The organism is Pseudomonas sp., assembly GCF_050739775.1.
Classification (GTDB): Bacteria; Pseudomonadota; Gammaproteobacteria; order Pseudomonadales; family Pseudomonadaceae; genus Aquipseudomonas.
This window is the reverse complement of record NZ_JBOICA010000044.1, coordinates 15,572-38,259: the sequence shown is the minus strand read 5'-3', so window position 1 is coordinate 38,259 and position 22,688 is coordinate 15,572. Positions and strand designations below refer to the sequence as shown.

Sequence of the window (22,688 nt, the reverse complement as noted above, 5' to 3'; positions counted from 1 at the left end):
GGAACAGGCTGGTCTGGCTGCGGGACTCTCCTTGTATGTAGGCCATAACGAAAAATGCTCCGTATCCTTCGATACGGAGCATTCTCTTAAAGGGCCGGGCAGATTGCTAGGTTTTCACACAGTCTGCAAAGCTTCCTTTTCCAGTTTCACAGCACTCAGAACGCGTAGCGCAAGCCCACATTCACACCATAGGGTTGCTCAATGTTCTTGCCATTCATGTAGTCCACATCAACATGGACCTGGAACTGCTTGGACAACGACAGCACCACACCGGCGCCCAGTTCAGCCCGCGAGCCGGACAGGTCGTTGTTGAATACATTGTTGTTCACTTGCACCTCGTTACGCTGGGCGAACTCGTGAGCGAAAGCGGCCTTCACATAGGGCTGGACCATGCTGTCTGCCCCCAGTTCGATCGTCTTGCCCAGAGTAACCCCGGCCTTGCCCAGTAATGACTGACTGCTATCACCCTCGGCACGCATACTGTTGTCCAGGCTAAAGTCCTTGCCGGCAACGGTGGCGACGTCCACTTTGGCAAAGGGCTCGATGAAGACACCGTCGTTGAGCTTGATATGCTTGCCCGCCTCCACCGAGGCACTCATGCCGTGGGTGTCATAGTCGCCCTTGGCCCGGGTACCGTCACTGAGGCCAACCTTGGCATTGTTCTGGTAACGGTTGTATTTGAGAACAGTGTCGACATAGTAGCCCGTCTCACTATCCAGCCAGGTCGCATAACCGCCCAGGTAGTAACTGTCGATACTACCCGACGTGCCATAGCTCAGATTCAGGTCCGAACGGCTGCTACCGGCCAGCACACCCACCAGCCAGTCACTCTCGCCCACGCGCATGTCGGCACCCAGGCTCAGGCCGCGCTGGTTCTGCTGGTAACCGACCCCGGAAGAGGCATCGGCAATGTTGTACTGATTGCCGTAGGCACGGGCCCAAACACCGGCACTGCGGCCTTGACTGTAACGCAACTCACCCATACGGCTGCGCAAGGATGCCTGCTCGCCATAGGCTACGGTGATCGGCGAGTTGAACAATGCCATGACCGCGCGAGTCCCCGGGCTTATCGTGCGGGTTTCCTGGTCCAGGTACCAGCCATTGTCCTTGGCCGCCAGTTGGTAGGAGTAAGCCCCTACATCCACTTGCCCGCGGTCATTGAGCAGGTGGAACTGCGCACCGCCGTCGGCGGTTTGTACTAACTGTACCGATTCCACGCCGGCCTCGCTGCCACTGCTGGCGACCAACAGGCCATGATTGCCGCTGGACGTGCCGGTTACATTGATAAAATCGCTAGCACCTGTGGCGAAGTCACTGGCCATATGAAAATCGCCATTGCCTGACAGGTTGGTGACGTTCAACCTCTGGAATGTGGCATTATCGCCCATGGTCACTCGACCATTGCTCATCGCCAGGTTGCCCAGGGTGCTGTCACCGGTCATGGTCCAGGCGGACCCACTGTTAATCTCAAGCTGCTGGACATTGGCCAACTTGCCGGTGAGCTGCGCGTTGTTGTTCAGCACCACTGTGGTGATCGAGCCTTGCTCGGCCAACACATCACCGACCATGCTGGCCTGGTTCAGCGCCAGATTGACCGTTGAGCCAGTGGCGGCATTGACGGTACCCGTGAGCTGGGCGCCGTTATTCAGTCTCAACGAAGCGTTGCCGTCTTGCTGAACGATCACATCGCCGGCCATGCGGGCCTGGTCCAGCGCCAGATTGACCGTTGAGCCAGTGGCGGCATTGACGGTACCCGTGAGCTGGGCGCCGTTATTCAGTCCCAACGAAGCGTTGCCGCCTTGCTGAACGATCACATCGCCCACCATTCGGGCCTGGTCCAGCGCCAGATTGACCGTTGCGTTACTACCGACATTGACAGCGCCAGTAAAGGTTGACTGAGTGAAGTTTGCCGTCGTGTTACCGTTGCTGTTGATATCTCCGACAAGACTGGCGTTGTCGACGTTCAGGGTGGCGCTGGCGGTTTCGGCAACCAGAATATTGCCTTCAAGATTGGACGCTCTCACATTGACGTCCGCGTTGGAGTTGCCGGCCATGTCAAGCAAGACACCATCACCCGCAGAGAGTCTGGAGCCATTCTCTACATTGATGATGGCAGAGACACCCGTCATGAGCCGGATCGCCGGACCGCTCACGCCCGTCACCACACTGTTATCCAACGTCAGCACAGAGATCTCGGGACGTGATCCCTCCCGGAATATCTGCACCCCGGCACTCTCACCCGTGATGCTGCTGCCGGTCGCCTGTGCAGAGCCAGAAAAAAAACGCATGCCAACACTATTTGTCGCCGTGCCGACTACCTGGGAGTCGATCAACGTCAACAAACTCCCGGCAGTGGCTTGCGCGCCGACCGCCGACCCACTGATTTGGCTGTTGGAAACAGTGGCTCTCGAACCCGCTCCCCCAGTGCCATGCGCCAACAACAGCCCAGTACCAGAGGTACTGGAGACACGGGCATTGGCAATGCTGGCCTGGCTATCGAGCAAAGAAATCCCGTTGTTCGCCGCCACCACCGTGCCACTTAGGATATTAAGCACGGAGTTGCTCGCACGGATTGCCAATGTTTGCGCACCGTCCACCGTTAATACTGACTGATTATTCAGTTGATAGTCATCAACTGGTGTTGCTGAAGTAATGGTCAGCGTCTGATTATCGAGCACAACCGCCCATAGCGAAGAACTGAACAACGAGAGTGAAATGGCACTGGCCAACTTGGTTAACGTCGACAAGTAAGATATGGGTTGCAGGACTGGTTTATTCATGAGCATTTCCTAGGACCTATTCATCAGAATCGCAAACCGGCAAGTAAGAGAGTTACCCACCAGAACATTAAGAGATTTCCGAATGGTACGTGAAAGGCTTGTACTATAATGTAGGAATTTTCTACAACTCGTCCTGGTTATTCAGACAAATTTAGCGGCGAGCCTGCAGCCGGAATACTATCCGGCTACAGGTTCGCCGCTAAAAATGCATTCATTACTTTCTTCATTTAGCCAAGGTGAGCGGGACAACGCCCCGCTCACGAAACCACGTCACGGCGTAGTTGGCCAAGATTGGCACACCCGTCCACCTTGAGTAGTGTTGTATCTGGCTATCGACTTCGCCGAGAGACCAATCGCCGCGCCTCTGGCTCTTATGAGTTGGCAGGAAAACGACCCGGAAACAGCATGCGGAAGTCCCGGCAGAGGGGGATTCCCCCCCACGGTTCCCTCACCAAATCGAGTAGCCTCGTAGGGAACGCTGATAACAATGGAGCCAGCCGTAACGTGGGCCTGGCTAACCGTGACAGGGGCTTCGTAGCGTGTATTGGCAACTTCTACTTGCCCCAAAATATCTGTACAGAAAACCCAATGCAACGTCACCACATCATTGACAATAAACTCCCCCGGAGCAAACCTGATAGAGAGATTGACTCCGTCCCACGGGTTTGCCCTGCAATTGATGATACCCGTTTGAGCAGCTGGCGTTCCAGGCCGCTTATCCTGCCTATCCAGCGCCAGGTAATTATAGTTGACAAAGTTCGTGATAGCCTGAGTTATAGCGGTCACCCGCACAGGCGTATTAACGGACTGCTGAAAGTTTGCGGAGTTTGCTGCTTCCTTGATAGTGTAATATACAGGAATAGTGCCATTACCATGCAACAGGATGGTCGCCCAAGGCAGTGGAACGGGAACAATGGACCCGGGCACATGACCAGCATCCAATACAAGCGGCGGATTGAGTTCCGCTCCATTATAGAAGAACGTCACGACATGACCTGCTACCGCACCGTCATAAACAGTAAATCTGATACTACCGTCCACACCAAAATCAAGGTGATTGATTACGTCTGGTTGTCCACTAACACCACCTGTAACCGTTACCGCAATCAGATCAGGGTTGACCGGATCTGGATCATTTGGGTTTACCGGCCCGACCACGCTCAAGTCCACTGGCACATTATTGGCAGGCGACGGAGCCGTATTGGCGGTACCACGCCTTACAGTGTAAGTGACCCGTGCACTATAAACTGCTCCTGAATCGGGATCGGAAAGCTCCGGCCACCCTATCCGCCCAGGCAACGCGTCGTACCTGACAGGTCCAACGGTTTTATTTCCATTTGGCGTTTCCCAGGTAAACTCAACCAAATCATCAGGCCGAGCATTGTCGTAAGTGGCGTTGATGGCTACACCGGCAGTAGCCCCTGCACGGTTAACCGGATTGGGATTGACATCGGGCGCCTGAAGATTTATCGGTGCAGGTACAAGCTCAAGCACGATAGGCCGAGCCACAGAGGTACCAGAAAGATTCTGTGCGTAGTCAATAAGCTCATAAACAATCTGCTTCGGTCCGTTACCCAGCGCTTGAATTGTTGCTGCCGGGATATCGATGTTAGGCGAGCGTGCAGGCTGGCCCACTGGCCAGATTGGAGCTCTGATGAGCACGGTATTGCTGTTTTCATCCCTGACAATAATTTCGTCTGCCAACTGCGGATCCGAGTAAACCGGCACCGGGAAGGACACTGGGTCATTCGAAGCCAGGTACTCGGCAGAGATGACAAGGGGCTGCCCCGGAGGCGGCGTGATCAAACCGGCCGGCACCCCGATTGCTGCGGGCGGCACATTGCGTGAAGGTGGGCGCGTGTCGACATACATCTGTTGCGCCAGCGACTCGTCCTCGTTTTCCACCAAACTGTTCTGAACGCTGTAGCCGATTAAATGAATACCGTCTCCCAGCGACGCCAGCATTGAGGGGAGCAGCGGAACTTTAACAGGAAAGCTACCGGCGTCCGGGGGATAAGGAAGACTGAAGCGTTGCTCTCCTGGTAGCGTGTACGGCCAAGCCTGCCCACCAATGTATATCGATACAATATCTTCTGAGTCACTGCCGTCATCAGGACCATCAGTATCCGCCCACTGCGGAATCGATAGATACACGAGGTCATTGCCACTTCCATCCTCATCGCTATAGGCAGCAAACGGCGGTGTATTGGGCCTTGCAGGGGTAATAGTTGGAAGCGTGCCTTCAAATGTAAATTCGTCAGCCAGAAGGTCTGCAGCAGGGCTCCTAAGCATGGCCAAACCAGAGACAGCCTTGCCCAGCGGTGATTTTCCGTTACGTTTTTTGATAACACTATTATTATGTTCTGCCAACTTACGATTTGCCAAAGCCTTCAGCTCTTCTTCCGAAAGCTCCAAGCCGTGTTCTCCAGCTTCAGTTAATGTACCCATGTTACTCTCCAGTCACTTGAAATAATTAAAATCCGCTCAAAACCATACCTCAGCACCAACATAGAATTGGCATCAGCACCGCATAAAACCAAGCAATCCAAACTGCCACAGTAACTGCATCCCCATGACTTGCCATGAGCATCCGCACAGTTACAGTCACTGCCTAGCGACAGTCACCTGCCAACCAGCTACTGCTTTACCATCAGTATTGCACCAACAGTATCAACCAGAAGCGTTTCACGGCCCCAGGCAAACCGTATTTCCAGGCTTGAGTAAAGACACGACAAACGTGCTATTAGTTGAAACCCCCAAACTGACCCCAGCCCTGTTAACCCTATACCCGACCCGCACTGACCCCTCCATATTTTCGGGCAGCTCTCCATTCTTTCTAAGCTCATCGATAATCAGTTGATCGACCAGATTCATATGAATTCTAAATCCGATATTTGCCCCTTCAGCACTGACCAGCACAGGTGGAAAATAATAAGGTGGAGAAATCGGCCGCTCCGCGAACCTATCGCTGCACATTTGCCAAATCAACTCCACAGTGTCCCCGGCAAGCAGATTGTTTTGGGAGCCCGGCACTGTAAATGGCAGGCCTTCAACAGGTATCGGCTTAGTTCTGGAAAACAACGATTCACAATTGATCCAGCCCCACAATGTCACGTAGGGGGACACCGGCAGCGGTTTTTGGTAGGTTTCTACGCCCGCCTCCAGACTGATGCTCACGATCAGAAAGTTCGAGCGCGGCCCCAGATTCCCGGAGCGGTCACGCAAACGGCAATAAACCAGGAACTGTCCATTGCGCAGGTGTTCAGCCGCAATTGAAACCTCGAACGGGTTCTGTGCTTGGTTGCCCGCGTTGACCAAGACCGGAAACTCGGCGACATCACCTATGTTGGCAATATCCTGCATGTATAGGATTGCCTGGTCTTCCAGACGAACATCCGGCCACAGATCAACTAGAAAAGTAGCCTGTTGGTTGTTTCCATCCAGATAGGCTTGATCGATGTTGCTCGGTCCCCGTAAACCCGGCTCTCTTTGGTTGTTCGGTGCTGTCGTGTCAATGCGCACGGGCGTATTGGGTGAGAGTGTTTTATTGTGGATGTCTTCGTACCAATGTTGGTAACTGACGTCAAAGATACCTTCCCGCAAAAACGCCTGCGGAACTTCAAGGGTGATGGGAAACAGCAGGGCAGGATCACGCGGCATCGGAAACGATCGTTCCGCTCCCACCGTCAGGTCGTTGAGCAGGACCTGCAGGACTGTGACGGGTACGTACCCCTTATTGACCAAGTCATCATAGTCAGCTTGATAACTGCCCCAGGCGTCGAGCTCGAACTTCAGCAGGTACTGTGACGGCGGCCCCGGATCCTGAGGGCGCAGCGTTTGAATATCAGCTTCGTCTGGCAACGTCGGCAAACCATCCAGGAGCCGGGGCGGGCTGAGTGCCAGCACGCCGTTGCCAACCATCGTCCCGGATCGATCTTCGCTGGGTGACGCTTTTGCCTTGAGCTTGCTCATGGAGTATCCCTGCCAGTTTCACACTGGATCAGGCGAGTGAATGTTCACCCCCTGACGTTGATCCGAATCTAAATCAGGAATACACGCGGCGAAACTGACAAAAATACTAGGTACCCCACCTCATAACGGTGGCAAGGCCCATTCCACCGGCGTCAGGCCATGCTGCTCGAGGAACTTGTTGGTCCGGCTGAAATGCCCGCACCCCAAGAATCCGCGATAAGCTGACAAGGGTGACGGGTGCACCGACTTGAGCACCAGGTGCTTGGTGCCATCGATCAGCTTCTGCTTGCTCTGGGCATGGGCGCCCCACAGCAGGAACACCGTGTTGGGCTGATGCTCGCTGACCAGCTCGATGATGCGGTCAGTGAAGAATTCCCACCCCTTCTTGGCATGGGAGGCGGCATTGGCCCGCTCCACGGTCATGGTGGTATTGAGCAGCAATACGCCCTGGTCCGCCCAGTGTTGCAGGCAGCCGTGCTTGGGGATCTCGATGTTCAGGTCGCGGTGCAATTCCTTGTAGATGTTGGCCAGCGACGGCGGCGTAGGGATGCCCGGCTGGACCGAAAAGCACAGGCCATGGGCCTGGCCCGGGCCGTGGTACGGATCCTGGCCGAGGATCACCACTTTCACCTGATCCAGCGGCGTGGAGTTGAGCGCGTTGAAAATCAGCGGGCCAGGTGGGTAGATCTCTTTGCCTGCCGCATATTCCTCGCGCAGGAACTCACGCAGTTGGTGCATGTAGGGTTGATCGAATTCGGCGCGCAGCGCTTCTTTCCAGCTTGGTTCGAGTTTGATGCGGTCGTCGTCAGTCATGGAGCCATCCGTAAACAATGGCGCGACACTAGGAAAGCTGCCCGTGCTTGTCAATCGATCCGACCGGCGACCGCCATAATCCCCAGCAGCGACCATACTTGTCCGGATCAGACGAATGAGGTCGCCCATGGCCGTACAGTGCGAAGAACTCACCGGTGTCGATGGTGCCCGCATCGGCATCGCCACACTGAATGCGCCCCAGGCGCTCAATGCCTTGTCGCTGCCGATGATCGAGGTGCTCGACGAACAACTCAAGGCCTGGGCCGATGACCCGGACATCGTCTGCGTGCTGCTGCGCGGCAGCGGCGCCAAGGCCTTCTGTGCCGGTGGCGAGGTGCGCAGTCTGGCCCAGGCCTGTCACGACCACCCCGGGCGAGTACCACCGCTGGCGGCACATTTCTTTGCCGCCGAGTATCGCCTCGACTATCACTTGCACACCTATCCCAAGCCCTTGCTCTGCTGGGGGCATGGCCATGTCCTGGGCGGTGGCATGGGGTTGTTGCAAGGTGCGGCAATCCGCATTGTCACCCCAAGCAGTCGCCTGGCCATGCCGGAAATCAGTATCGGTCTTTACCCGGATGTGGGCGCCAGTTGGTTCCTGGCGCGATTGCCGGGCAAGCTCGGTTTGTTTCTCGGCCTGACCGGCGCGCCGATCAATGCCATTGATGCCCTGGACCTGGGCCTGGCTGATCGCCTGTTCGGTGAAAACCAGCAGGAAGAGCTACTGAATGACCTGTTGCAACTGAACTGGCAGGAACAGACCGCCCTGCAACTCAACAGCCTGCTCAAGGCCCAACAGCACCGGGCCCAGGCCGAACTGCCCGAAGCCCAGTGGCTGCCACGGCGCAAACAGATCGATGCGCTGCTGGATGTCGCCGATCCGGTGTGCGCCTGGCGCGCCATTGCTGCGCTGCGCAATCACGCCGATCCTCTGCTGGCCAAGGCGGCGCAAACCATGCTCGAAGGCTGTCCCTTGACCGCTCATCTGGTCTGGCAGCAGATCCAGCGCGCCCGCCACCTGTCACTGGCTCAAGTGTTCCAGATGGAATACTGCATGAGCCTCAACTGCTGCCAGCATCCGGAGTTCAGCGAAGGGGTGCGCGCGCGTCTTATCGACAAGGGCCAGAAGCCGCGCTGGCACTGGGCGGATATTGCCCAGGTGCCAAGCGCGGTGGTCGAGGCGCATTTCAGCAAGGCGTGGGAAGGTCGTCACCCACTGGCGGACCTGGACTGAACGCCGACTCAGCGGCGCCAGTTGCGATCCGGCCAGCCGTCGCGGTTACGCTCGTGGCGTGACGGGCCATGCCGGTACCGGTCATGCCCGCGGCCCGGGTAAGGCTTGTAGTAGTTGTGCGGCGTTTCACGGTAGTAACCGTGGGGCGCCGGACGGTAGTAATACGGGGGTGGCGCGTAGTAACGCGGCTGCGGCGCTATGTAATAGCCGCGATTGTAGGGATAGGACGGCCGGTAGTAACCCGGATAGCCGTAGCTGTCGGCGGTATAGACTTCAGTGCGGTAGTAACCGTTACCTCCGTAAGGGACACAAGCGGTTGTCAGCAAACCCAGCACTACTATCAGCAAAAGTCGGCGATACATGGCGGCCTCCCGGACCGCGAAACTGCCCTTCCCAGCGGCGCTGGTCGGCGTCGATCGGCAAGCGTTCATCGACACTGGATAAGACTGCCGAAAACAGCTCCGGTGCCGCCGCTGCAATAAATTGATACAAGGCCGATAGCCCTGAATACCGTCCAGTTATTTTTTCGCCAAGCCACTGGAATGAACGCCACTGGCTGGGTATGTCACCGCCTGAGCGCCAGTATCGGCTTGAGCAACCTGCAGGCCGAGGATACCCTGCACAACCGATCGCCCGTGCCGATCAGGCGCTATACCGCGTCGAACAGAGTGGGCGCAACCGCGTCTGCGTGGAAATGCCCAGGTCAAATCATGAATGACACCCGCCGCTGTCCCGCCTGTGGCGCCAGCAACAGTTGCAGCCTTGCCGACCTGCGCACGGCGGCCCAGGCCTGTTGGTGCTACAGCGTCAGCATCGCCCCCGAGGTACTTGAGGCGTTGCCTGCCGAACAGCGCAACAAGGCCTGCCTGTGCCCCGCCTGCGCCCAGGTACTGGAACAACTGGAAGCAGCCAAGAGAGCCTGCGCCAGTTAAACTGCAGCGCCCGGCACCTGGCCTTGTATGCGTCTCGATCGATTCCTCAGCAACCTGCCCTGCTTCAACCGTCAGCAAGTGCGTTTGCTGTTGGCAGAGCGACGGGTGCGCGTGGACGGCTACTGCGTGAGCGATCCGCGCCTGGACGTACGAGAATTCAGCCGTATCGAGGTCGATGAGCAACTGCTGCAAGCCGGACGTCCGGCGCGCTACCTGATGCTGCACAAACCCCAGGGCTGCGTCAGCGCCACACAGGACCCCGAGCACCGCACCGTGCTGGACCTTATCGATGAAGCGGACAAGCACGAGCTGCACATTGCCGGGCGCCTGGATTTCAACACCACCGGCTTGTTGCTGCTGACCAATGACGGCCAGTGGTCACGGCGCCTGACCCAGCCGCAAACCAAGCTGGCGAAGATTTACTACGTCGAGACCGAGCAGGTCATCGGGCCCCACTACATCGAGAAATTTCGTCAAGGTTTCTACTTCGCCTTCGAAGACCTCACCACCCTGCCCGCCGAACTGACCCTGCTCGGCCCGCGCAGCGCGCGCCTGAGCATCGTTGAAGGCCGCTACCATCAGGTCAAGCGCATGTTCGGCCACTTTGACAACAAGGTGCTGCGCCTGCACCGCGAATGCATGGGCCCGCTGCGACTCGACCCGGGCCTGGCGCCTGGCGAGTACCGCGCTCTCTACCCCGAGGAAATCCTGGCGTTCTAAAGGGACGACCGCCTGGCGGAAAGATTTCGTCAATTTCCCCAAAGACACTTGCAGGTTACTCAGGTGCCTGCTTGAATCCAATCGTCGGTCTGCATGTGACTCACCGGTCACACTCGTAGTCCAAGACACCTTTTTGCTGGCTACCAGTGCCTCGAAGCACCGGGGTCCGGCAGATTGCCCGCTTAGAATAATACCCGTCGACCGGCGTCAAAGGATCGACAAGGGCCCCCAGCTTCTCATCCAGGCGTATGCCTACCTGTCATAAAGAACGCGCATTCTTGCATGTGCGAACACCCTTTTTGCGCCAGGAGTCGACGACATGAGGCCAGAAATTGCTGTGCTTGATATACAAGGTCAGTATCGGGTTTACACGGAGTTCTATCGCGCAGACGCCGCTGAGAAGACGATCATCCTGATCAATGGCTCACTGGCCACAACGGCCTCGTTTGCCCAGACCGTGCGCAACCTGCATCCGCAATTCAACGTAGTGCTCTACGATCAGCCCTATGCCGGCAAGTCCAAGGCGCACAACCGTAATGAGCGGCTGCTGACCAAGGAAACCGAAGGGCAGATCCTTCTGGAGCTGATCGAGCACTTCGCCGCCGACCACGTGATGTCGTTTTCCTGGGGCGGCGCTTGCACCCTGCTGGCCCTGGCGCACAAGCCGCGGCGTATCGAAAAGGCCGTGGTCAGTTCGTTCTCGCCGGTAATCAACGAGCCAATGCGCGACTACCTCGAACGCGGCTGCCAGTACCTCAGTGCCTGTGACCGCTACCAGGTGGGCAACCTGGTCAACGACACCATCGGCAAACACCTGCCGTCGTTGTTCAAGCGCTTCAACTACCGGCACGTCAGCAGCCTGGACAACCATGAGTATGCGCAGATGCACTTCCACATCAACCAAGTGCTAGAGCACGACCTGGACAATGCCCTGCGCTCGGCCCGGGTGATCGACATTCCGGTTTTGTTCATGAATGGCGAGTGGGATGAATACACCACCATGGAAGACGCCCGGCAGTTCAGCCAGCACGTGCGCAACAGTCACTTCAGCGAAATCCGCGCCACCGGCCACTTCCTCGACATGGAACACAAAGCAGCCTGCAATGAAACGCGTGATGCCTTGCTGGGTTTCCTCAAGCCCGCTGCCCGGGAATCCCGCGTACGTTATCAGTACGCCCAGGAGCACCATGCACTGGCGATCTGAGTCCCTGGTTGGCGGTAGCGCAGCCTCCTGCATCAGCGGCCCGAATGGGCAGAAGGGAGATGCATGACCTCGCGCTACCGGCCACCGCCCCAGGCTTTTTACACGGCAAGGCTTCAAATCGCAGTGCACTTCTGGTACAACGTCAGCCCTGCAAGCGGGTGTCGTATAATGGCATTACTCCAGCTTCCCAAGCTGATAACGAGGGTTCGATTCCCTTCACCCGCTCCAAGTATTTCAAGGCTTCCAGCGATGCGTGTATATGACCGCAATGAGTTGGGAGCTGTTTTGGGGGACGTTCGCACAAAAGTGCGAATCCCTTGAAACATCATCTGCGGCACCCTCCCCTCCCGCGCAAAAATTGATTGCTCAAACCGCCTTCCAAGCTAAAGCAGCTGATCTATCAAAACCGCGTTGGTATAGATCAAGCTTCCATCACTCGCTCGATGCCCGACCAAATGGAACTGACCGCGCTCGTCGTGCAGATAGACGCGCATCTGGCAGTCGGACAAGGGGCCGTATCCCTCTGGCAAGATCAAATCCATTGAACTCATGTCGACATCGACCATGGCTTCACGCTCATGGGTCTTCTGCAGGCGTTCTTCAGCTTGCTCCAGGCGCAGATGGAGGGGGCCGTCGACGTAAAAATGGATGTCGCCCACCGGGGTGGACTTTTGCTCGGGGTTGGTTTTGCACCAGCCTTCGATCGTCAGGGTACTCATGACGAAACCTCCGTCGTGAACTACTGGACTCTGTAGCTCTTGTTTCTCTCAATGCCACCCGGCAGGGGTCGTCTTTTGGGGCCGCTTCTGCCCGATCTCTGCCGTCCGTAAGCTGAAATTGAGTATAGCTGGCTACCGGGCCTTGCTTGCCAACCTCACGGTACAACCCGATGGAACTATACTTTTTACTGACTTTTCCGCCCGGATGGGTGGTACTTGTCTGCCCTGGTTGGACGTCAGTGGCGATGCTTTTGCATAACCAATGAACAACAGGAATAGGATGAAGAGGAAATGGCAATAGCAATTATCTTGATACTAATCGTTATTGCATCAGTACTCTTCCATATCCTGGCGCCTTGGCATGCAACACCGGCAGCTTCCAACTGGGGGTCAATAGACACTACCCTGTTCATCACCCTGATCATTAGCGGAATATTTTTCATCGCCATCACGGTATTTATGGCGGTGGCCGTGATGCGTTATCGTCACAAGGAGGGTACCAGGGCACACTACCAGCCAGAAAGTAAAAAGCTGGAGTTATGGTTAATTATCATTACCTCGATAGGTATTGTCGGCATGTTGGCGCCGGGTCTGGTTGTTTACAACGATTTCATCCGGGTACCGAAAAATGCCTATGAACTTGAAGTGGTTGCCCAGCAGTGGCAGTGGGCCTTTCGTTTTCCCGGCCAGGACGGGAAGCTGGGCAAATCGGATATCAGGTTTGTTGATTCCGCCAATCCCCTCGGCGTTGATCCCAAGGATCCTGCCGGGCAGGATGATGTACTTATAAGAAACAATGAAGTTCGCCTTCCGCTCGATAAACCGGTGAAAGTTTTACTGCGATCTAAAGATGTGCTGCACAATTTCTATGTGCCGCAGATTCGCAGCAAGATGGACATGGTGCCAGGAATGGTGTCGTACTTTTGGTTTACGCCAACTAAAACCGGGAACTATGAAATTCTTTGCGCTGAATATTGTGGTTTAGGTCATTACAACATGCGTGGCCAGATGATCGTGGAAGAACAGGGCGCCTTCGATCAATGGCTGACCAGCCAACCGACTTTTGCGCAGACATTAACCACAGCTGCCAAGCCAAGTCGGGACAGTGTGCTGGAAAAAGGCCGCCTGTTGGTCGAAAAATACGGCTGCGGTGCCTGCCATAGCCAGGATGGCAGTACCAGTCTCGGCCCAGGATGGAAGGGGCTGTACGGGCGCACTGAACAGCTTGTCGATGGCACCAGTGTGCTGGTCGATGAGGCCTATCTGAAAGAGTCGATCCTCGATCCGAAGGCCCGACTGGTACAGGGCTACCCGCCAGTCATGGTGGCCTATACTCTCAATGACGATGAATTGGGTGCTCTCGTCGCCCTGATCAAATCACTGGGCGCTGCGCAGCAAGACGATGAGCGCTCTTCCAACCAAGCGTCGGGCCCTGGCGACGACTTGGCGGCGCAGGGACAGCGGCTGGCCGAGTCGCTCGGTTGTCTGGCTTGCCACAGTGTCGATGGCAGTAAGGGCGTCGGCCCCAGTTGGCAGGGCCTGTATGGCACGACAGTAACCTTTGCCGACGGTACGAGCATAAAGGCCGATGAGGGCTATATAAAAGATTCGGTTCTTAATCCCGGTGCCAAAATCGTCAAAGGCTATCCAGCCGTCATGCCGGCCTTTGCGCCGAGTGATAAGGAGTTGAACGCACTGATCGCTTTTATCAAGTCCAAAGCGAATGCCGATGCTGATATGAGCAAGGCGCAACCAGGGAAGTAGCCGTAAAGCAGCCAGGAATACACCGAAACTTCGACAGGAGGATGACGTGATGGCCTATGCGGAGCAAGCCGAAACAGAAGCACTGCACGAGCCAAAAAGTTTCCTGACCAAATATATCTGGAGCCAGGACCACAAGGTCATCGCCATTCAATATTCCTTGACGGCGCTGTTCGTGGGTCTTATCGCCGTGGTGTTGTCCGGTTTGATGCGCATGCAGATAGGCTTCCCCGGCAGTTTGGCGTTCATGGACGCCAGTGCTTACTATCAGGCGATGACCATGCACGGCATGATCATGGTCATTTATTTGCTGACGGCTTTGTTTCTGGGGGGCTTCGGCAACTATCTGATCCCTCTGATGGTGGGCGCCCGCGACATGGTCTTCCCCTATGTCAACATGCTGAGTTACTGGTTCTACCTGCTGGCGGTAGTGGTGTTGCTCGCCAGTTTCTTTGTCCCTGGCGGCCCCACCGGTTCGGGCTGGACGCTCTACCCGCCACAATCCATTACTCAGGGAACACCGGGGGTCGAGTGGGGCATCGTCTTGATGCTCGTCTCACTGGCGATTTTTATTGTCGCAGCCACCATGGGCGGGTTGAACTACGTCACCACGGTGTTACAGGCGCGCACGCACGGCATGACATTGTTTCGCATGCCGCTCTCCGTATGGGGCATCTTCATGGCCTCGATCATGGCCTTGCTGGCTTTCCCGGCATTGTTTGTCAGTGCGGTCATGATGCTGTTTGACAAGCTGTTGGGCACCAGTTTCTTTATGCCGGCGATGATCTCGCTGGGGCAGCAGCTCGATCACCAAGGTGGCAGCCCGATATTGTTCCAGCATCTGTTCTGGTTCTTCGGTCACCCGGAAGTCTACATCGTTGCTCTACCCGCGTTTGGCCTGGTCTCCGACTTGATCAGCACGCATGCGCGTAAAAATATCTTCGGCTACCGAATGATGGTGTGGGCCATTATTGCGATTGGCGTACTCAGCTTTGTGGTGTGGGCACACCATATGTATGTCAGTGGAATGAACCCGTACTTTGGCTTTTTCTTCGCCGTCACCACCTTGATCATCGCGGTGCCGACCGCTCTGAAAGTCTATAACTGGGTACTCACCCTGTGGCGGGGTGACATCCATTTGACGGTGCCGATGTTGTTTGCCTTGGCTTTTATCGTCACCTTCCTGGTTGGCGGTCTGACCGGGTTGTTTCTCGGCAATGTGATCGTGGATATTCCGCTCTCAGACACCTATTTCGTCGTCGCCCATTTTCATATGGTCATGGGGGTCGCGCCGGTACTGGTGGTGTTCGGCGGTATCTATCATTGGTTCCCGAAAGTAACCGGGCGCATGTTGAACGACACCTTGGGCAAGCTGCACTTCTGGATTACCTTTCTGGGCACCTACGCCATCTTCTTCCCCATGCACTACCTGGGTTTTCAGGGCATGCCACGCCGCTATTACGCCTATGAAAACTACGCGTTCATCCCGCAGTCGGCGCAAGAGTTGAATGCTTTCATTACGGTGGTCGCTTTGATCGTCGGCGTTTCCCAACTGTTGTTTCTGTTCAACCTGGCCTGGAGTGTATTTAAAGGCAAGCCCGCAGGCAGTAATCCCTGGGGCGCGGCCAGTCTGGAATGGCAAACACCGAATACCCCACCGATACACGGTAACTGGGGAGCGCAACTGCCGGTCGTGCATCGCTGGGCCTATGACTACAGTGTGCCGGGGATAGACCAGGACTTCGTTGCGCAAACGGTCTCCGCCGAGGAGCTGGAGCAAATGCGGCAACTCAGTGCCGCCACCAAGATAGCGGACGCTAAAACATGAACAGACTGCTATTGAGAAACGCCGACGGCGCTGACCCCGGTGGCAGTTGGAATCGCGATCCTGAGGGGATTCAAGCCGCCGAAGGGGCCGATAGACGCCAAACCGCAAGAGTAGGCCTGCGCTTGTTTCTGGTGGTGGTGAGCTCGTTATTCTTTCTCTTCCTGTTCGCCTTTATCGCCCGCTCACAAATGGCCGACTGGCTACCCCTGACAGAGCCCTTGGCGCCGTTAGCCAATCCATGGCAGCTATGGCTGAACTCAGCTTTTCTGGTATTCAGTTGCATCGCACTGCAGTGGTCGCGTATGGCCGCCCGACAGACTCGACTGGGCGCAACTGTCATTGGCTTTGCATTAGGGGGCATATTTGCAATTACCTTTCTGATAGGACAACTCTGGGTCTGGCAGCAGTTTGTCGCCTGGGGCTACTTTGTCGCCAGCAATCCGGCCAACAGTTTCTTCTACCTGTTGACCGGCCTGCATGGGCTCCACCTGCTGGGCGGGCTGATCGCCTGGGGCAGAACCGTCGCTAAATTCCTGCATCGCGTGCCGTTGCCGCAACTCAGCGCCAGCGTAGAGCTCTGTGCCATCTATTGGCATTACTTACTGGGTCTTTGGTTCGTGCTATTCGCTCTGCTGGTCAGCACGCCGCAAACCTATGAAGCCATCGCCAGACTCTGCGGCCTGAGGTGAAAAGCCATGGCATCGCCCCCCCTAACCCCAGACGAGTCCGATTCATCCAATCCACCAGGCTCGCTGCCTGCACCGGGATGGCAGGGCATCGCCAGCGACTGGGCCTCGGATAGAGAGGTTTTCAAGCAGGTCTCCTGGGGCAAGGCGATGATGTGGATATTCCTGCTCAGCGATACTTTTATATTCACCTGTTTTCTGACCGGCTACATGTCGGTACGCATGACTACCACCGCCGCTTGGCCGAACCCCAGTGAAGTGTTCGCATTGACGATCGGTGGTGTAGAAATTCCACTGATTCTGATCGCCATCATGACCTTTGTGCTGATCAGCAGCAGCGGCACCATGGCCATGGCAGTTAATTTCGCCTATCGCCGTGATCGCGCGAAAACCACAGCCCTGATGCTGGCGACCGCTGCCTTGGGGGTGACCTTCGTGGGCATGCAGGCATTCGAATGGAGCAAGCTCATCGCAGAAGGGGTGCGTCCCTGGGGGAACCCCATGGGGGCGGCGCAATTTGGTGCCAGCTTTTTCATGATTACCGGTTTCCACGGACTGCATGTGTCAATCGGCGCCCTCTACCTCAGCATTGTGGCGCTGAAAGTGTTGCGGGGAGATTATGAACGCTCCGGAAACTATCAGAATGTCGAGATAGCCGGGCTTTACTGGCACTTCGTGGATTTGGTGTGGGTGTTTATTTTTGCTTTCTTCTATTTATGGTAGAGGAGCACTGATGATGGCGCATGCTCAGGGTCAGCAACATCCAATTGGTTTGTACCTTAAAATTTGGGGACTGTTATTCGTCCTCAGCACGCTGTCGTATCTAGTCGACTATTTTCACGTCCAAGGCTACCTTAGGTGGTCCCTGATTATCACGTTCATGTTGTTGAAGGCAGGTTTAATTGTCTCCATCTTCATGCATATGGCCTGGGAACGCTTGGCCATGGTCTACGCCATATTGGTGCCACCTTTGTGTTTACTGGTGCTCGTCGGACTGATGGCCACCGAGGCAGACTATGTTTTCCTCAGCCGGGTAATTTTCTTCGGCCAATAAAAAACGTCCAGATGGCCTTAAGCCTCCGGAGGCTAACCGGCAACAAATGGATTTATATCGTTCGCTTGAACTGATGCCACTTGTGCAGCCAGGCTACTGCCCAGTGTGGGGCTGCCGTTCCTGTACCGGCGATCTTCAGCCTTGGATGATGTTCGATTACCCGGCCCAATACCGGTTCCTGATCCGGCTCAACATCCACGAAGAAGATATGTTTGCCTTCTTCCACTACCTGTTTAAAACTGCGAAAGTGAGTGTTCGGCACCTGGATACCCAAAAAACCGCCTTCCCAGATGCAGAAACCAAATATAATAATGGCAAGGAAGATAAAAGGCACCCAGCCTGCGGCGGATTCGGTCCAACCCAGCCAATAGGCACCGCCAAGAACCAGCACCGCAAGTGGCACACCGACCAGCGCACCAATCTCGCCCGAGTGAACAGCATCTTGTTTCATTAACGAGTTAACCTCGTGGAGGTGATGTTGTTCAACATCAGCAACTTTTTCACTGAGCACATGAATTTGTTCGGTATTGATACCGTTAGCTTCCAATTCATTTTCAACGGCTTCAAGATCGTCGAGATTGTCACTGATGTAATAATGTCGATTCATGCCACACCTCCCATCTCGTATTTGCCGTAGACCTCCTCTGTCCTGCAGCCGTTAACTGAGATTTGCAGTCGGTATCTGTACCCGTGGGGAACGTTGCACACTTCATGCAACCCGAGAAAAGTATAGCACCCCTGGCATGCAGAACAGGCGGCGTCAATATCAAAAAGCCATCACTAGGGCCTGGCGCACCCCGACGAACCGGCGTTTTTCAAGGTACTTGTCGCGTCGACCGTCTAACTATACCGCTCTTTTCTCGACCTGTTGCTCTCGATCCGGGTTCAACAACACGGGATCGTGTTCCAGTTACGTGTCTGACCTGACCAGCGCCCAGAGCGGTTGCCCAAAGCTGCCCCCCTAAGACAGACAACGGTCAAGCAAAAGCAGCCCTGATCCACGGTTCCACCAGCCGGCATGAATGGACAGTATGGCTGCAGGCACAACAAGACAAGGCTGAGCGCAGCTTCAAGCATATAATGTTCAACCTCGACGACCTGGCGCTGGACGCCGCAAGCCGAGGCCTGGGCGTCGCCATGACGGACAAAGTGCTGGCTCACGACACACTGATGCGCGGCGATCTGGTAGTGCCCTTCGGCGAGGCGCTGCGGACCAGAGCGGTCTATGCCCTGTGGTTGCGCGATAGCGGCGTGACCCACCCCGCCTGCCGCGCTGTATTGACTTGGTTCGAGGAGCAGATTGAACAGACGACCACCTCCTACTCGGGTGGATCGTGACCAACACCACAGACCTGGACTGACCAGCACAACCTTTTGATCTGACGCCCTGCCCCGGAATACGCAATGCGCTTTAATGAAAGCAATTGCATATTCTTCAGCATCGTCGCGAAACACTCGAAAGGACCCGTTCATGCTGCTCTCTCGCTGGCTCCCGGGCCTGGCCAATCTCTTGCACTATCGCCGCGAATGGTTGCATGCCGACCTGCAGGCCGGCTTGTCGGTGGCGGCAATTCAGATTCCGATCGCCATCGCCTATGCACAGATTGTCGGCCTACCACCGCAATACGGCCTGTACGCCTGCATTTTGCCAATGATGGTCTATGCCCTGGTCGGCAGTTCGCGACAGTTGATGGTCGGCCCGGATGCGGCGACCTGTGCCATGGTTGCCGGGGCCATCGCGCCGCTGGCGCTGGGTGATCCCACTCGATTGGCGCAGTTGTCAGTCATTGTCACCGTACTGGTCGGACTGATGTTGATCGGTGCAGGGCTGGCCCGCGCCGGCTTTATCGCCAGTTTCTTCTCGCGCCCGATTCTGATCGGTTACCTCAACGGCATCGGCCTGAGTCTGCTGGCCGGACAACTGGGCAAGGTGCTGGGTTTTCAGATTGAAGGCAACGGCTTCATTCTCAGCCTGATCAACCTGTTGCAACGCCTGGAGGAAATCCACTGGGTGACGCTGAGCATCGGCGCGGTCGGCCTGGCGCTGCTGATCTGGTTGCCGCGCCGATTTCCTCGGCTGCCTGCCGCGCTGGTCACAGTAGTCGTCGCGACATTGGTGGTCGGGGCGTTTGGCCTGGATCGTTTCGGCGTAGCGATTCTCGGCCCGGTGCCAGCCGGCATGCCGGAACTGGCCTGGCCTCAAACCAACCTTGAGGAAATGAAAAGCCTGCTGCGTGACGCCCTGGGTATCGCCACGGTGAGTTTCTGCAGCGCGATGCTCACCGCCCGCAGTTTTGCTGCCCGGCATGGTTATGCAATCAATGCCAACCACGAATTCCTCGCCCTGGGGGTGACCAACATCGCCGCCGGGGTATCCCAGGGTTTCGCCGTCAGCGGCGCCGACTCACGCACCGCAGTCAACGACATGGTCGGTGGCAAGAGCCAGTTGGTGGGCATCATCGCCGCCCTGGTGATTGCGATGATCCTGTTGTTCTTTACCGCCCCCATGGCCTGGATTCCCCAGGCTGCCCTGGGGGCTGTGCTGCTGATGGCCGGCTGGGGCCTGATCGACGTGAAATCCCTGGGCAAGATCTACAAGCTCAGCCGCTTCGAATTCTGGCTGTGCGTGCTGACCACGGTGGGGGTGCTGGGCGTCGGCGTGTTGCCAGGCATCATCATCGCCGTGACCCTGGCAATCCTGCGCTTGCTCTACAGTATTTACCAACCCACCGATGCGGTGCTCGGCTGGGTGCCTGGCATTGAGGGCCAGGTGGATATCCATCGGCACAAGGATGCGCGTACGGTCAAAGGCCTGGTGGTGTATCGCTTCGATGACGCGATCCTGTTCTTCAATGCCGACTACTTCAAGATGCGCCTGCTCGAAGCGGTCCAACAGGAACTCGAGCCGCGAGCGGTGTTGTTCGATGCGGAGGCAGTCAGCTCCATCGACGTCAGCGGTATTTCTGCGTTACGGGAAGTGCGCGATACCCTCAAGGCACGCGGTATTCACTTTGCCATCGCCCGGGCTCGCGGGCGCTTCCTGCGTATGCTGGTGCGCTCGGGAATCGCTCGGGAAATGGAGGACGGGATGCTGTTCGGGTCGGTGCGTTCGGGGATTCGGGCGTATCGGTTGTGGCGTAATCGTACGCGCAAATCGGCAGCGGCCAGCGCTGGATGATGGGCGATGAGGCCTGGGCTCAGGAATGCGGCATCAGCCCCGGCAAGGCATGCATCAGGGCATTGATGGCAAAGCCGATGAACATCACCCCGCAGGCCCGGGTAATCCACAGTTCGTAACGGGTATACAGAGTGCGTACCTGCCGGGCGCCAACCAGCGCGACCAGAATCGCATAAGCCAACAGGCCGCCAACAAAACTCAAGGCAATCAGCATCGGCAGCATGGACCAGTCCAGGGCGGCGGCGCGACTGGAGAGCAAGGCAGTGAAGGTGGCGACCGCTACCGGGTAGGCCTTGGGGTTGGTCAGGCCAAAGACGATGCCGTGCCAGAACGGTTCGCGTACCGGTCCTTGTTCGCCCTGGCCATTGCCCGGACGGCTGCGCAGTGCGCGCAAGCCCAGCCAGAACAGGTACAGGCCGCTGAGCAGGCCGAGGATGTCGAACACCGAGTTGCCGATCTGGCGCGCACCGACAATCGCCACCAGTGCCGTGCTGCACCAAAGCACGTCGCCCAGCAGATGACCGCAGAGGAACCCGGCACCCGCCCGACGTCCGCGGGCCGCACCGATGCCCAGCACCGCCAGCACACCCGGCCCCGGGGTGATGCCGTAGATAAATCCGGAAGCCAGCACGGCAAACAGCAGCGAAAAGGTCATTACGGCCGGGCTCCTGGGCAACTAGGCAAAAGGCGAAGTCTACGGTAGCCGCCACTTTGCGGCCAGCACCTCAGTAGCCATGGGACGTGAGGATCTGCACCTCACTCAGCGCTGGCGGCCGGGCAAAATAACGCAGCAACTGGCCGCTGCGATTGGTGAAGATGCCATCGACGCCTGCCGCCATGACCTTGGCGAAGTCCACGTCTTCATCGACGGTGTACACGTGCACCAGCAAGCCTTTTTCATGAGTCAGCTGGTTCATCCAGGGTTGCACCAGGTCGGCATAGCTCTGCGCCCCACCCGCTTCCAGCGCCGCCGACGGTCCGGTGCCGATGGCACCTGTGTCCTTGGCATAATCAAGCCAGCGCACAAACTCGGCCTTGTCCCTGGGTTGCTGGCGAGCATAGAACGCCGCTTTGTCGGTCTCGCCGGATTCGGCAAAGCTCTGCGCGGACGCAGGCTCGATGTTGCCCTTGCCAATCCACAACAGCAGCACCTTGGGCACCTGGGGCATTTCCTTGTGCAGCAGCGCCAAACTGTTGCGATCAAAGCTCTGCAACACCACCCGCCCAGGCTGGTCGAGCCAGCCACGCGCCTGCAGACGCGCCTTCAAATCCGCTTCGATGCCGGGGAACAGGGTCGGCACCTTGGTCTCGATGTACAACCCGGGCCGCTTGTCTGGATGGCCTTCGGCGATGTCCATGACCTCGTCCAGGGTGAGGATCTGCAAGCCCTTGAAGCGCTCCCGCGCCCGTTCGGGGCTGGCCTGGTTGAACCAGCTGCCAGCATCCAGCGCCTTGAGTTCGGCCAGGGTGAAGGCACTGACCGGGCTGTCTCTGCGCTCGGGAAAGCGCTGAGCCACATCGCTGCTGCGCTGCAGGTTGTCATCGTGAACCGCCACCAACACGCCGTCCTTGCTGCGCTGCAGGTCCAATTCCAGGTAGTCGGCGCCCAGGTCTCGGGCCAACAGGTAGGCTGCGGCAGTGGACTCCGGCGCATCGAACGATGCGCCGCGATGGGCAATCACTGCCGGGTACGGGATGCTCTGGGCGGCCGCCAGTTCCTTGCCCTGACCAGCCTCGACCAGCCCGGCCAAAGGCAGCAGGAGCAGACACGCAAACCTGCGGATTCCTTGCATCATCACGTTTCCTC

The 22,688-nt window shown here is 57.0% G+C and carries 21 protein-coding genes and 1 tRNA gene; 13 read left to right on the top strand and 9 right to left on the bottom strand.

The window, feature by feature from the left end:
* Window positions 1-155 precede the first annotated feature (155 nt).
* Complete coding sequence (locus ACRESH_RS20295; RefSeq protein WP_431743647.1) at window positions 156-2,024, bottom strand: autotransporter outer membrane beta-barrel domain-containing protein; 1,869 nt, start codon at window positions 2,022-2,024, stop codon at window positions 156-158.
* A gap of 28 nt (window positions 2,025-2,052) precedes the next feature.
* On the opposite strand from ACRESH_RS20295, the gene ACRESH_RS20290 reads away from it, so the two are divergent.
* On the top strand, window positions 2,053-2,613 hold the full coding sequence (locus tag ACRESH_RS20290; RefSeq protein ID WP_431743646.1) for a hypothetical protein: 561 nt from the start codon (window positions 2,053-2,055) through the stop codon (window positions 2,611-2,613).
* 437 nt (window positions 2,614-3,050) lie between these two features.
* On the opposite strand, the gene ACRESH_RS20285 is transcribed toward ACRESH_RS20290, so the two are convergent.
* From ACRESH_RS20285 to ung, 3 genes are all read right to left on the bottom strand, one after another.
* A complete protein-coding gene (locus ACRESH_RS20285) occupies window positions 3,051-5,228 on the bottom strand; it encodes a hypothetical protein (protein WP_431743645.1) in 2,178 nt (725 codons plus the stop codon).
* A gap of 237 nt (window positions 5,229-5,465) precedes the next feature.
* Window positions 5,466-6,752 (bottom strand): hypothetical protein, encoded by a 1,287-nt coding sequence (locus ACRESH_RS20280; protein ID WP_431743644.1) that lies wholly within the window; start codon window positions 6,750-6,752, stop codon window positions 5,466-5,468.
* 120 nt (window positions 6,753-6,872) lie between these two features.
* Complete coding sequence (gene ung / locus ACRESH_RS20275) at window positions 6,873-7,565, bottom strand: uracil-DNA glycosylase (protein WP_431743643.1); 693 nt, start codon at window positions 7,563-7,565, stop codon at window positions 6,873-6,875.
* A gap of 127 nt (window positions 7,566-7,692) precedes the next feature.
* Here ung and ACRESH_RS20270 point away from each other — a divergent pair, with 127 nt between their 5' ends.
* A complete protein-coding gene (locus ACRESH_RS20270) occupies window positions 7,693-8,799 on the top strand; it encodes an enoyl-CoA hydratase/isomerase family protein (protein WP_431743642.1) in 1,107 nt (368 codons plus the stop codon).
* Between the two features lie 8 nt (window positions 8,800-8,807).
* Here ACRESH_RS20270 and ACRESH_RS20265 read toward each other — a convergent pair whose 3' ends face one another.
* The gene (locus tag ACRESH_RS20265) at window positions 8,808-9,161 is read right to left on the bottom strand and encodes a hypothetical protein (RefSeq protein WP_431743641.1); all 354 of its coding nucleotides are present in this window, start codon (window positions 9,159-9,161) and stop codon (window positions 8,808-8,810) included.
* 348 nt (window positions 9,162-9,509) lie between these two features.
* Here ACRESH_RS20265 and ACRESH_RS20260 point away from each other — a divergent pair, with 348 nt between their 5' ends.
* From ACRESH_RS20260 to ACRESH_RS20245, 4 genes are all read left to right on the top strand, one after another.
* Window positions 9,510-9,731, top strand: coding sequence for a cysteine-rich CWC family protein (locus ACRESH_RS20260; protein WP_431743640.1), 222 nt, complete (start codon window positions 9,510-9,512; stop codon window positions 9,729-9,731).
* A 27-nt stretch (window positions 9,732-9,758) separates the two neighbouring features.
* Complete coding sequence (locus tag ACRESH_RS20255; RefSeq protein WP_431743639.1) at window positions 9,759-10,451, top strand: pseudouridine synthase; 693 nt, start codon at window positions 9,759-9,761, stop codon at window positions 10,449-10,451.
* A 319-nt stretch (window positions 10,452-10,770) separates the two neighbouring features.
* Window positions 10,771-11,655: an alpha/beta fold hydrolase gene (locus tag ACRESH_RS20250; protein WP_431743638.1), complete on the top strand. Its 885-nt coding sequence runs from the start codon at window positions 10,771-10,773 to the stop codon at window positions 11,653-11,655.
* Window positions 11,656-11,809: 154 nt separating this feature from the next.
* Window positions 11,810-11,883: transfer RNA gene (locus tag ACRESH_RS20245), tRNA-Gly, on the top strand.
* Between the two features lie 155 nt (window positions 11,884-12,038).
* On the opposite strand, the gene ACRESH_RS20240 is transcribed toward ACRESH_RS20245, so the two are convergent.
* Entirely contained in the window at window positions 12,039-12,374 is a 336-nt protein-coding gene (locus ACRESH_RS20240; RefSeq protein WP_431743637.1) for a hypothetical protein, read from the bottom strand.
* Window positions 12,375-12,665: 291 nt separating this feature from the next.
* On the opposite strand from ACRESH_RS20240, the gene ACRESH_RS20235 reads away from it, so the two are divergent.
* Genes ACRESH_RS20235 through ACRESH_RS20215 form a run of 5 tightly spaced genes read left to right on the top strand, consistent with a single transcriptional unit; the run spans window position 12,666 to window position 17,703 of the window.
* Complete coding sequence (locus ACRESH_RS20235) at window positions 12,666-14,138, top strand: c-type cytochrome (RefSeq protein ID WP_431743636.1); 1,473 nt, start codon at window positions 12,666-12,668, stop codon at window positions 14,136-14,138.
* A 49-nt stretch (window positions 14,139-14,187) separates the two neighbouring features.
* Window positions 14,188-15,963: a cytochrome c oxidase subunit I gene (gene ctaD / locus ACRESH_RS20230; RefSeq protein ID WP_431743651.1), complete on the top strand. Its 1,776-nt coding sequence runs from the start codon at window positions 14,188-14,190 to the stop codon at window positions 15,961-15,963.
* Window positions 15,960-16,652 (top strand): cytochrome c oxidase subunit 3, encoded by a 693-nt coding sequence (locus ACRESH_RS20225; protein ID WP_431743635.1) that lies wholly within the window; start codon window positions 15,960-15,962, stop codon window positions 16,650-16,652. Before ctaD ends, ACRESH_RS20225 begins: the two co-directional genes overlap by 4 nt.
* A gap of 6 nt (window positions 16,653-16,658) precedes the next feature.
* Window positions 16,659-17,372 (top strand): heme-copper oxidase subunit III family protein, encoded by a 714-nt coding sequence (locus ACRESH_RS20220; protein WP_431743634.1) that lies wholly within the window; start codon window positions 16,659-16,661, stop codon window positions 17,370-17,372.
* A gap of 13 nt (window positions 17,373-17,385) precedes the next feature.
* A complete protein-coding gene (locus tag ACRESH_RS20215) occupies window positions 17,386-17,703 on the top strand; it encodes a cytochrome C oxidase subunit IV family protein (RefSeq protein ID WP_431743650.1) in 318 nt (105 codons plus the stop codon).
* Between the two features lie 52 nt (window positions 17,704-17,755).
* Here ACRESH_RS20215 and ACRESH_RS20210 read toward each other — a convergent pair whose 3' ends face one another.
* Window positions 17,756-18,310 (bottom strand): magnesium transporter, encoded by a 555-nt coding sequence (locus ACRESH_RS20210; protein WP_431743633.1) that lies wholly within the window; start codon window positions 18,308-18,310, stop codon window positions 17,756-17,758.
* A gap of 386 nt (window positions 18,311-18,696) precedes the next feature.
* On the opposite strand from ACRESH_RS20210, the gene ACRESH_RS20205 reads away from it, so the two are divergent.
* Together ACRESH_RS20205 and ACRESH_RS20200 are read left to right on the top strand one after the other, a co-directional pair.
* Entirely contained in the window at window positions 18,697-19,041 is a 345-nt protein-coding gene (locus ACRESH_RS20205; RefSeq protein WP_431743649.1) for a LysR substrate-binding domain-containing protein, read from the top strand.
* Between the two features lie 133 nt (window positions 19,042-19,174).
* Window positions 19,175-20,881 (top strand): SulP family inorganic anion transporter, encoded by a 1,707-nt coding sequence (locus ACRESH_RS20200; protein WP_431743632.1) that lies wholly within the window; start codon window positions 19,175-19,177, stop codon window positions 20,879-20,881.
* Between the two features lie 19 nt (window positions 20,882-20,900).
* On the opposite strand, the gene ACRESH_RS20195 is transcribed toward ACRESH_RS20200, so the two are convergent.
* Window positions 20,901-21,536, bottom strand: coding sequence for a LysE family translocator (locus ACRESH_RS20195; RefSeq protein ID WP_431743631.1), 636 nt, complete (start codon window positions 21,534-21,536; stop codon window positions 20,901-20,903).
* A gap of 70 nt (window positions 21,537-21,606) precedes the next feature.
* Window positions 21,607-22,674: a glycerophosphodiester phosphodiesterase gene (locus ACRESH_RS20190; protein ID WP_431743648.1), complete on the bottom strand. Its 1,068-nt coding sequence runs from the start codon at window positions 22,672-22,674 to the stop codon at window positions 21,607-21,609.
* Window positions 22,675-22,688: the final 14 nt, after the last annotated feature.

Excerpts from the sequence above, each read along its gene's own strand:
- ACRESH_RS20290 (WP_431743646.1), top strand. The coding sequence starts at position 2,053 with ATGTCAAGCAAGACACCATCACCCGCAGAGAGTCTGGAGCCATTCTCT.
- ACRESH_RS20285 (WP_431743645.1), bottom strand. The coding sequence starts at position 5,228 with ATGGGTACATTAACTGAAGCTGGAGAACACGGCTTGGAGCTTTCGGAA.
- ACRESH_RS20280 (WP_431743644.1), bottom strand. The coding sequence starts at position 6,752 with ATGAGCAAGCTCAAGGCAAAAGCGTCACCCAGCGAAGATCGATCCGGG.
- ung (WP_431743643.1), bottom strand. The coding sequence starts at position 7,565 with ATGACTGACGACGACCGCATCAAACTCGAACCAAGCTGGAAAGAAGCG.
- ACRESH_RS20270 (WP_431743642.1), top strand. The coding sequence starts at position 7,693 with ATGGCCGTACAGTGCGAAGAACTCACCGGTGTCGATGGTGCCCGCATC.
- ACRESH_RS20265 (WP_431743641.1), bottom strand. The coding sequence starts at position 9,161 with ATGTATCGCCGACTTTTGCTGATAGTAGTGCTGGGTTTGCTGACAACC.
- ACRESH_RS20260 (WP_431743640.1), top strand. The coding sequence starts at position 9,510 with ATGAATGACACCCGCCGCTGTCCCGCCTGTGGCGCCAGCAACAGTTGC.
- ACRESH_RS20255 (WP_431743639.1), top strand. The coding sequence starts at position 9,759 with ATGCGTCTCGATCGATTCCTCAGCAACCTGCCCTGCTTCAACCGTCAG.
- ACRESH_RS20250 (WP_431743638.1), top strand. The coding sequence starts at position 10,771 with ATGAGGCCAGAAATTGCTGTGCTTGATATACAAGGTCAGTATCGGGTT.
- ACRESH_RS20240 (WP_431743637.1), bottom strand. The coding sequence starts at position 12,374 with ATGAGTACCCTGACGATCGAAGGCTGGTGCAAAACCAACCCCGAGCAA.
- ACRESH_RS20235 (WP_431743636.1), top strand. The coding sequence starts at position 12,666 with ATGGCAATAGCAATTATCTTGATACTAATCGTTATTGCATCAGTACTC.
- ctaD (WP_431743651.1), top strand. The coding sequence starts at position 14,188 with ATGGCCTATGCGGAGCAAGCCGAAACAGAAGCACTGCACGAGCCAAAA.
- ACRESH_RS20225 (WP_431743635.1), top strand. The coding sequence starts at position 15,960 with ATGAACAGACTGCTATTGAGAAACGCCGACGGCGCTGACCCCGGTGGC.
- ACRESH_RS20220 (WP_431743634.1), top strand. The coding sequence starts at position 16,659 with ATGGCATCGCCCCCCCTAACCCCAGACGAGTCCGATTCATCCAATCCA.
- ACRESH_RS20215 (WP_431743650.1), top strand. The coding sequence starts at position 17,386 with ATGGCGCATGCTCAGGGTCAGCAACATCCAATTGGTTTGTACCTTAAA.
- ACRESH_RS20210 (WP_431743633.1), bottom strand. The coding sequence starts at position 18,310 with ATGAATCGACATTATTACATCAGTGACAATCTCGACGATCTTGAAGCC.
- ACRESH_RS20200 (WP_431743632.1), top strand. The coding sequence starts at position 19,175 with ATGCTGCTCTCTCGCTGGCTCCCGGGCCTGGCCAATCTCTTGCACTAT.
- ACRESH_RS20195 (WP_431743631.1), bottom strand. The coding sequence starts at position 21,536 with ATGACCTTTTCGCTGCTGTTTGCCGTGCTGGCTTCCGGATTTATCTAC.
- ACRESH_RS20190 (WP_431743648.1), bottom strand. The coding sequence starts at position 22,674 with ATGCAAGGAATCCGCAGGTTTGCGTGTCTGCTCCTGCTGCCTTTGGCC.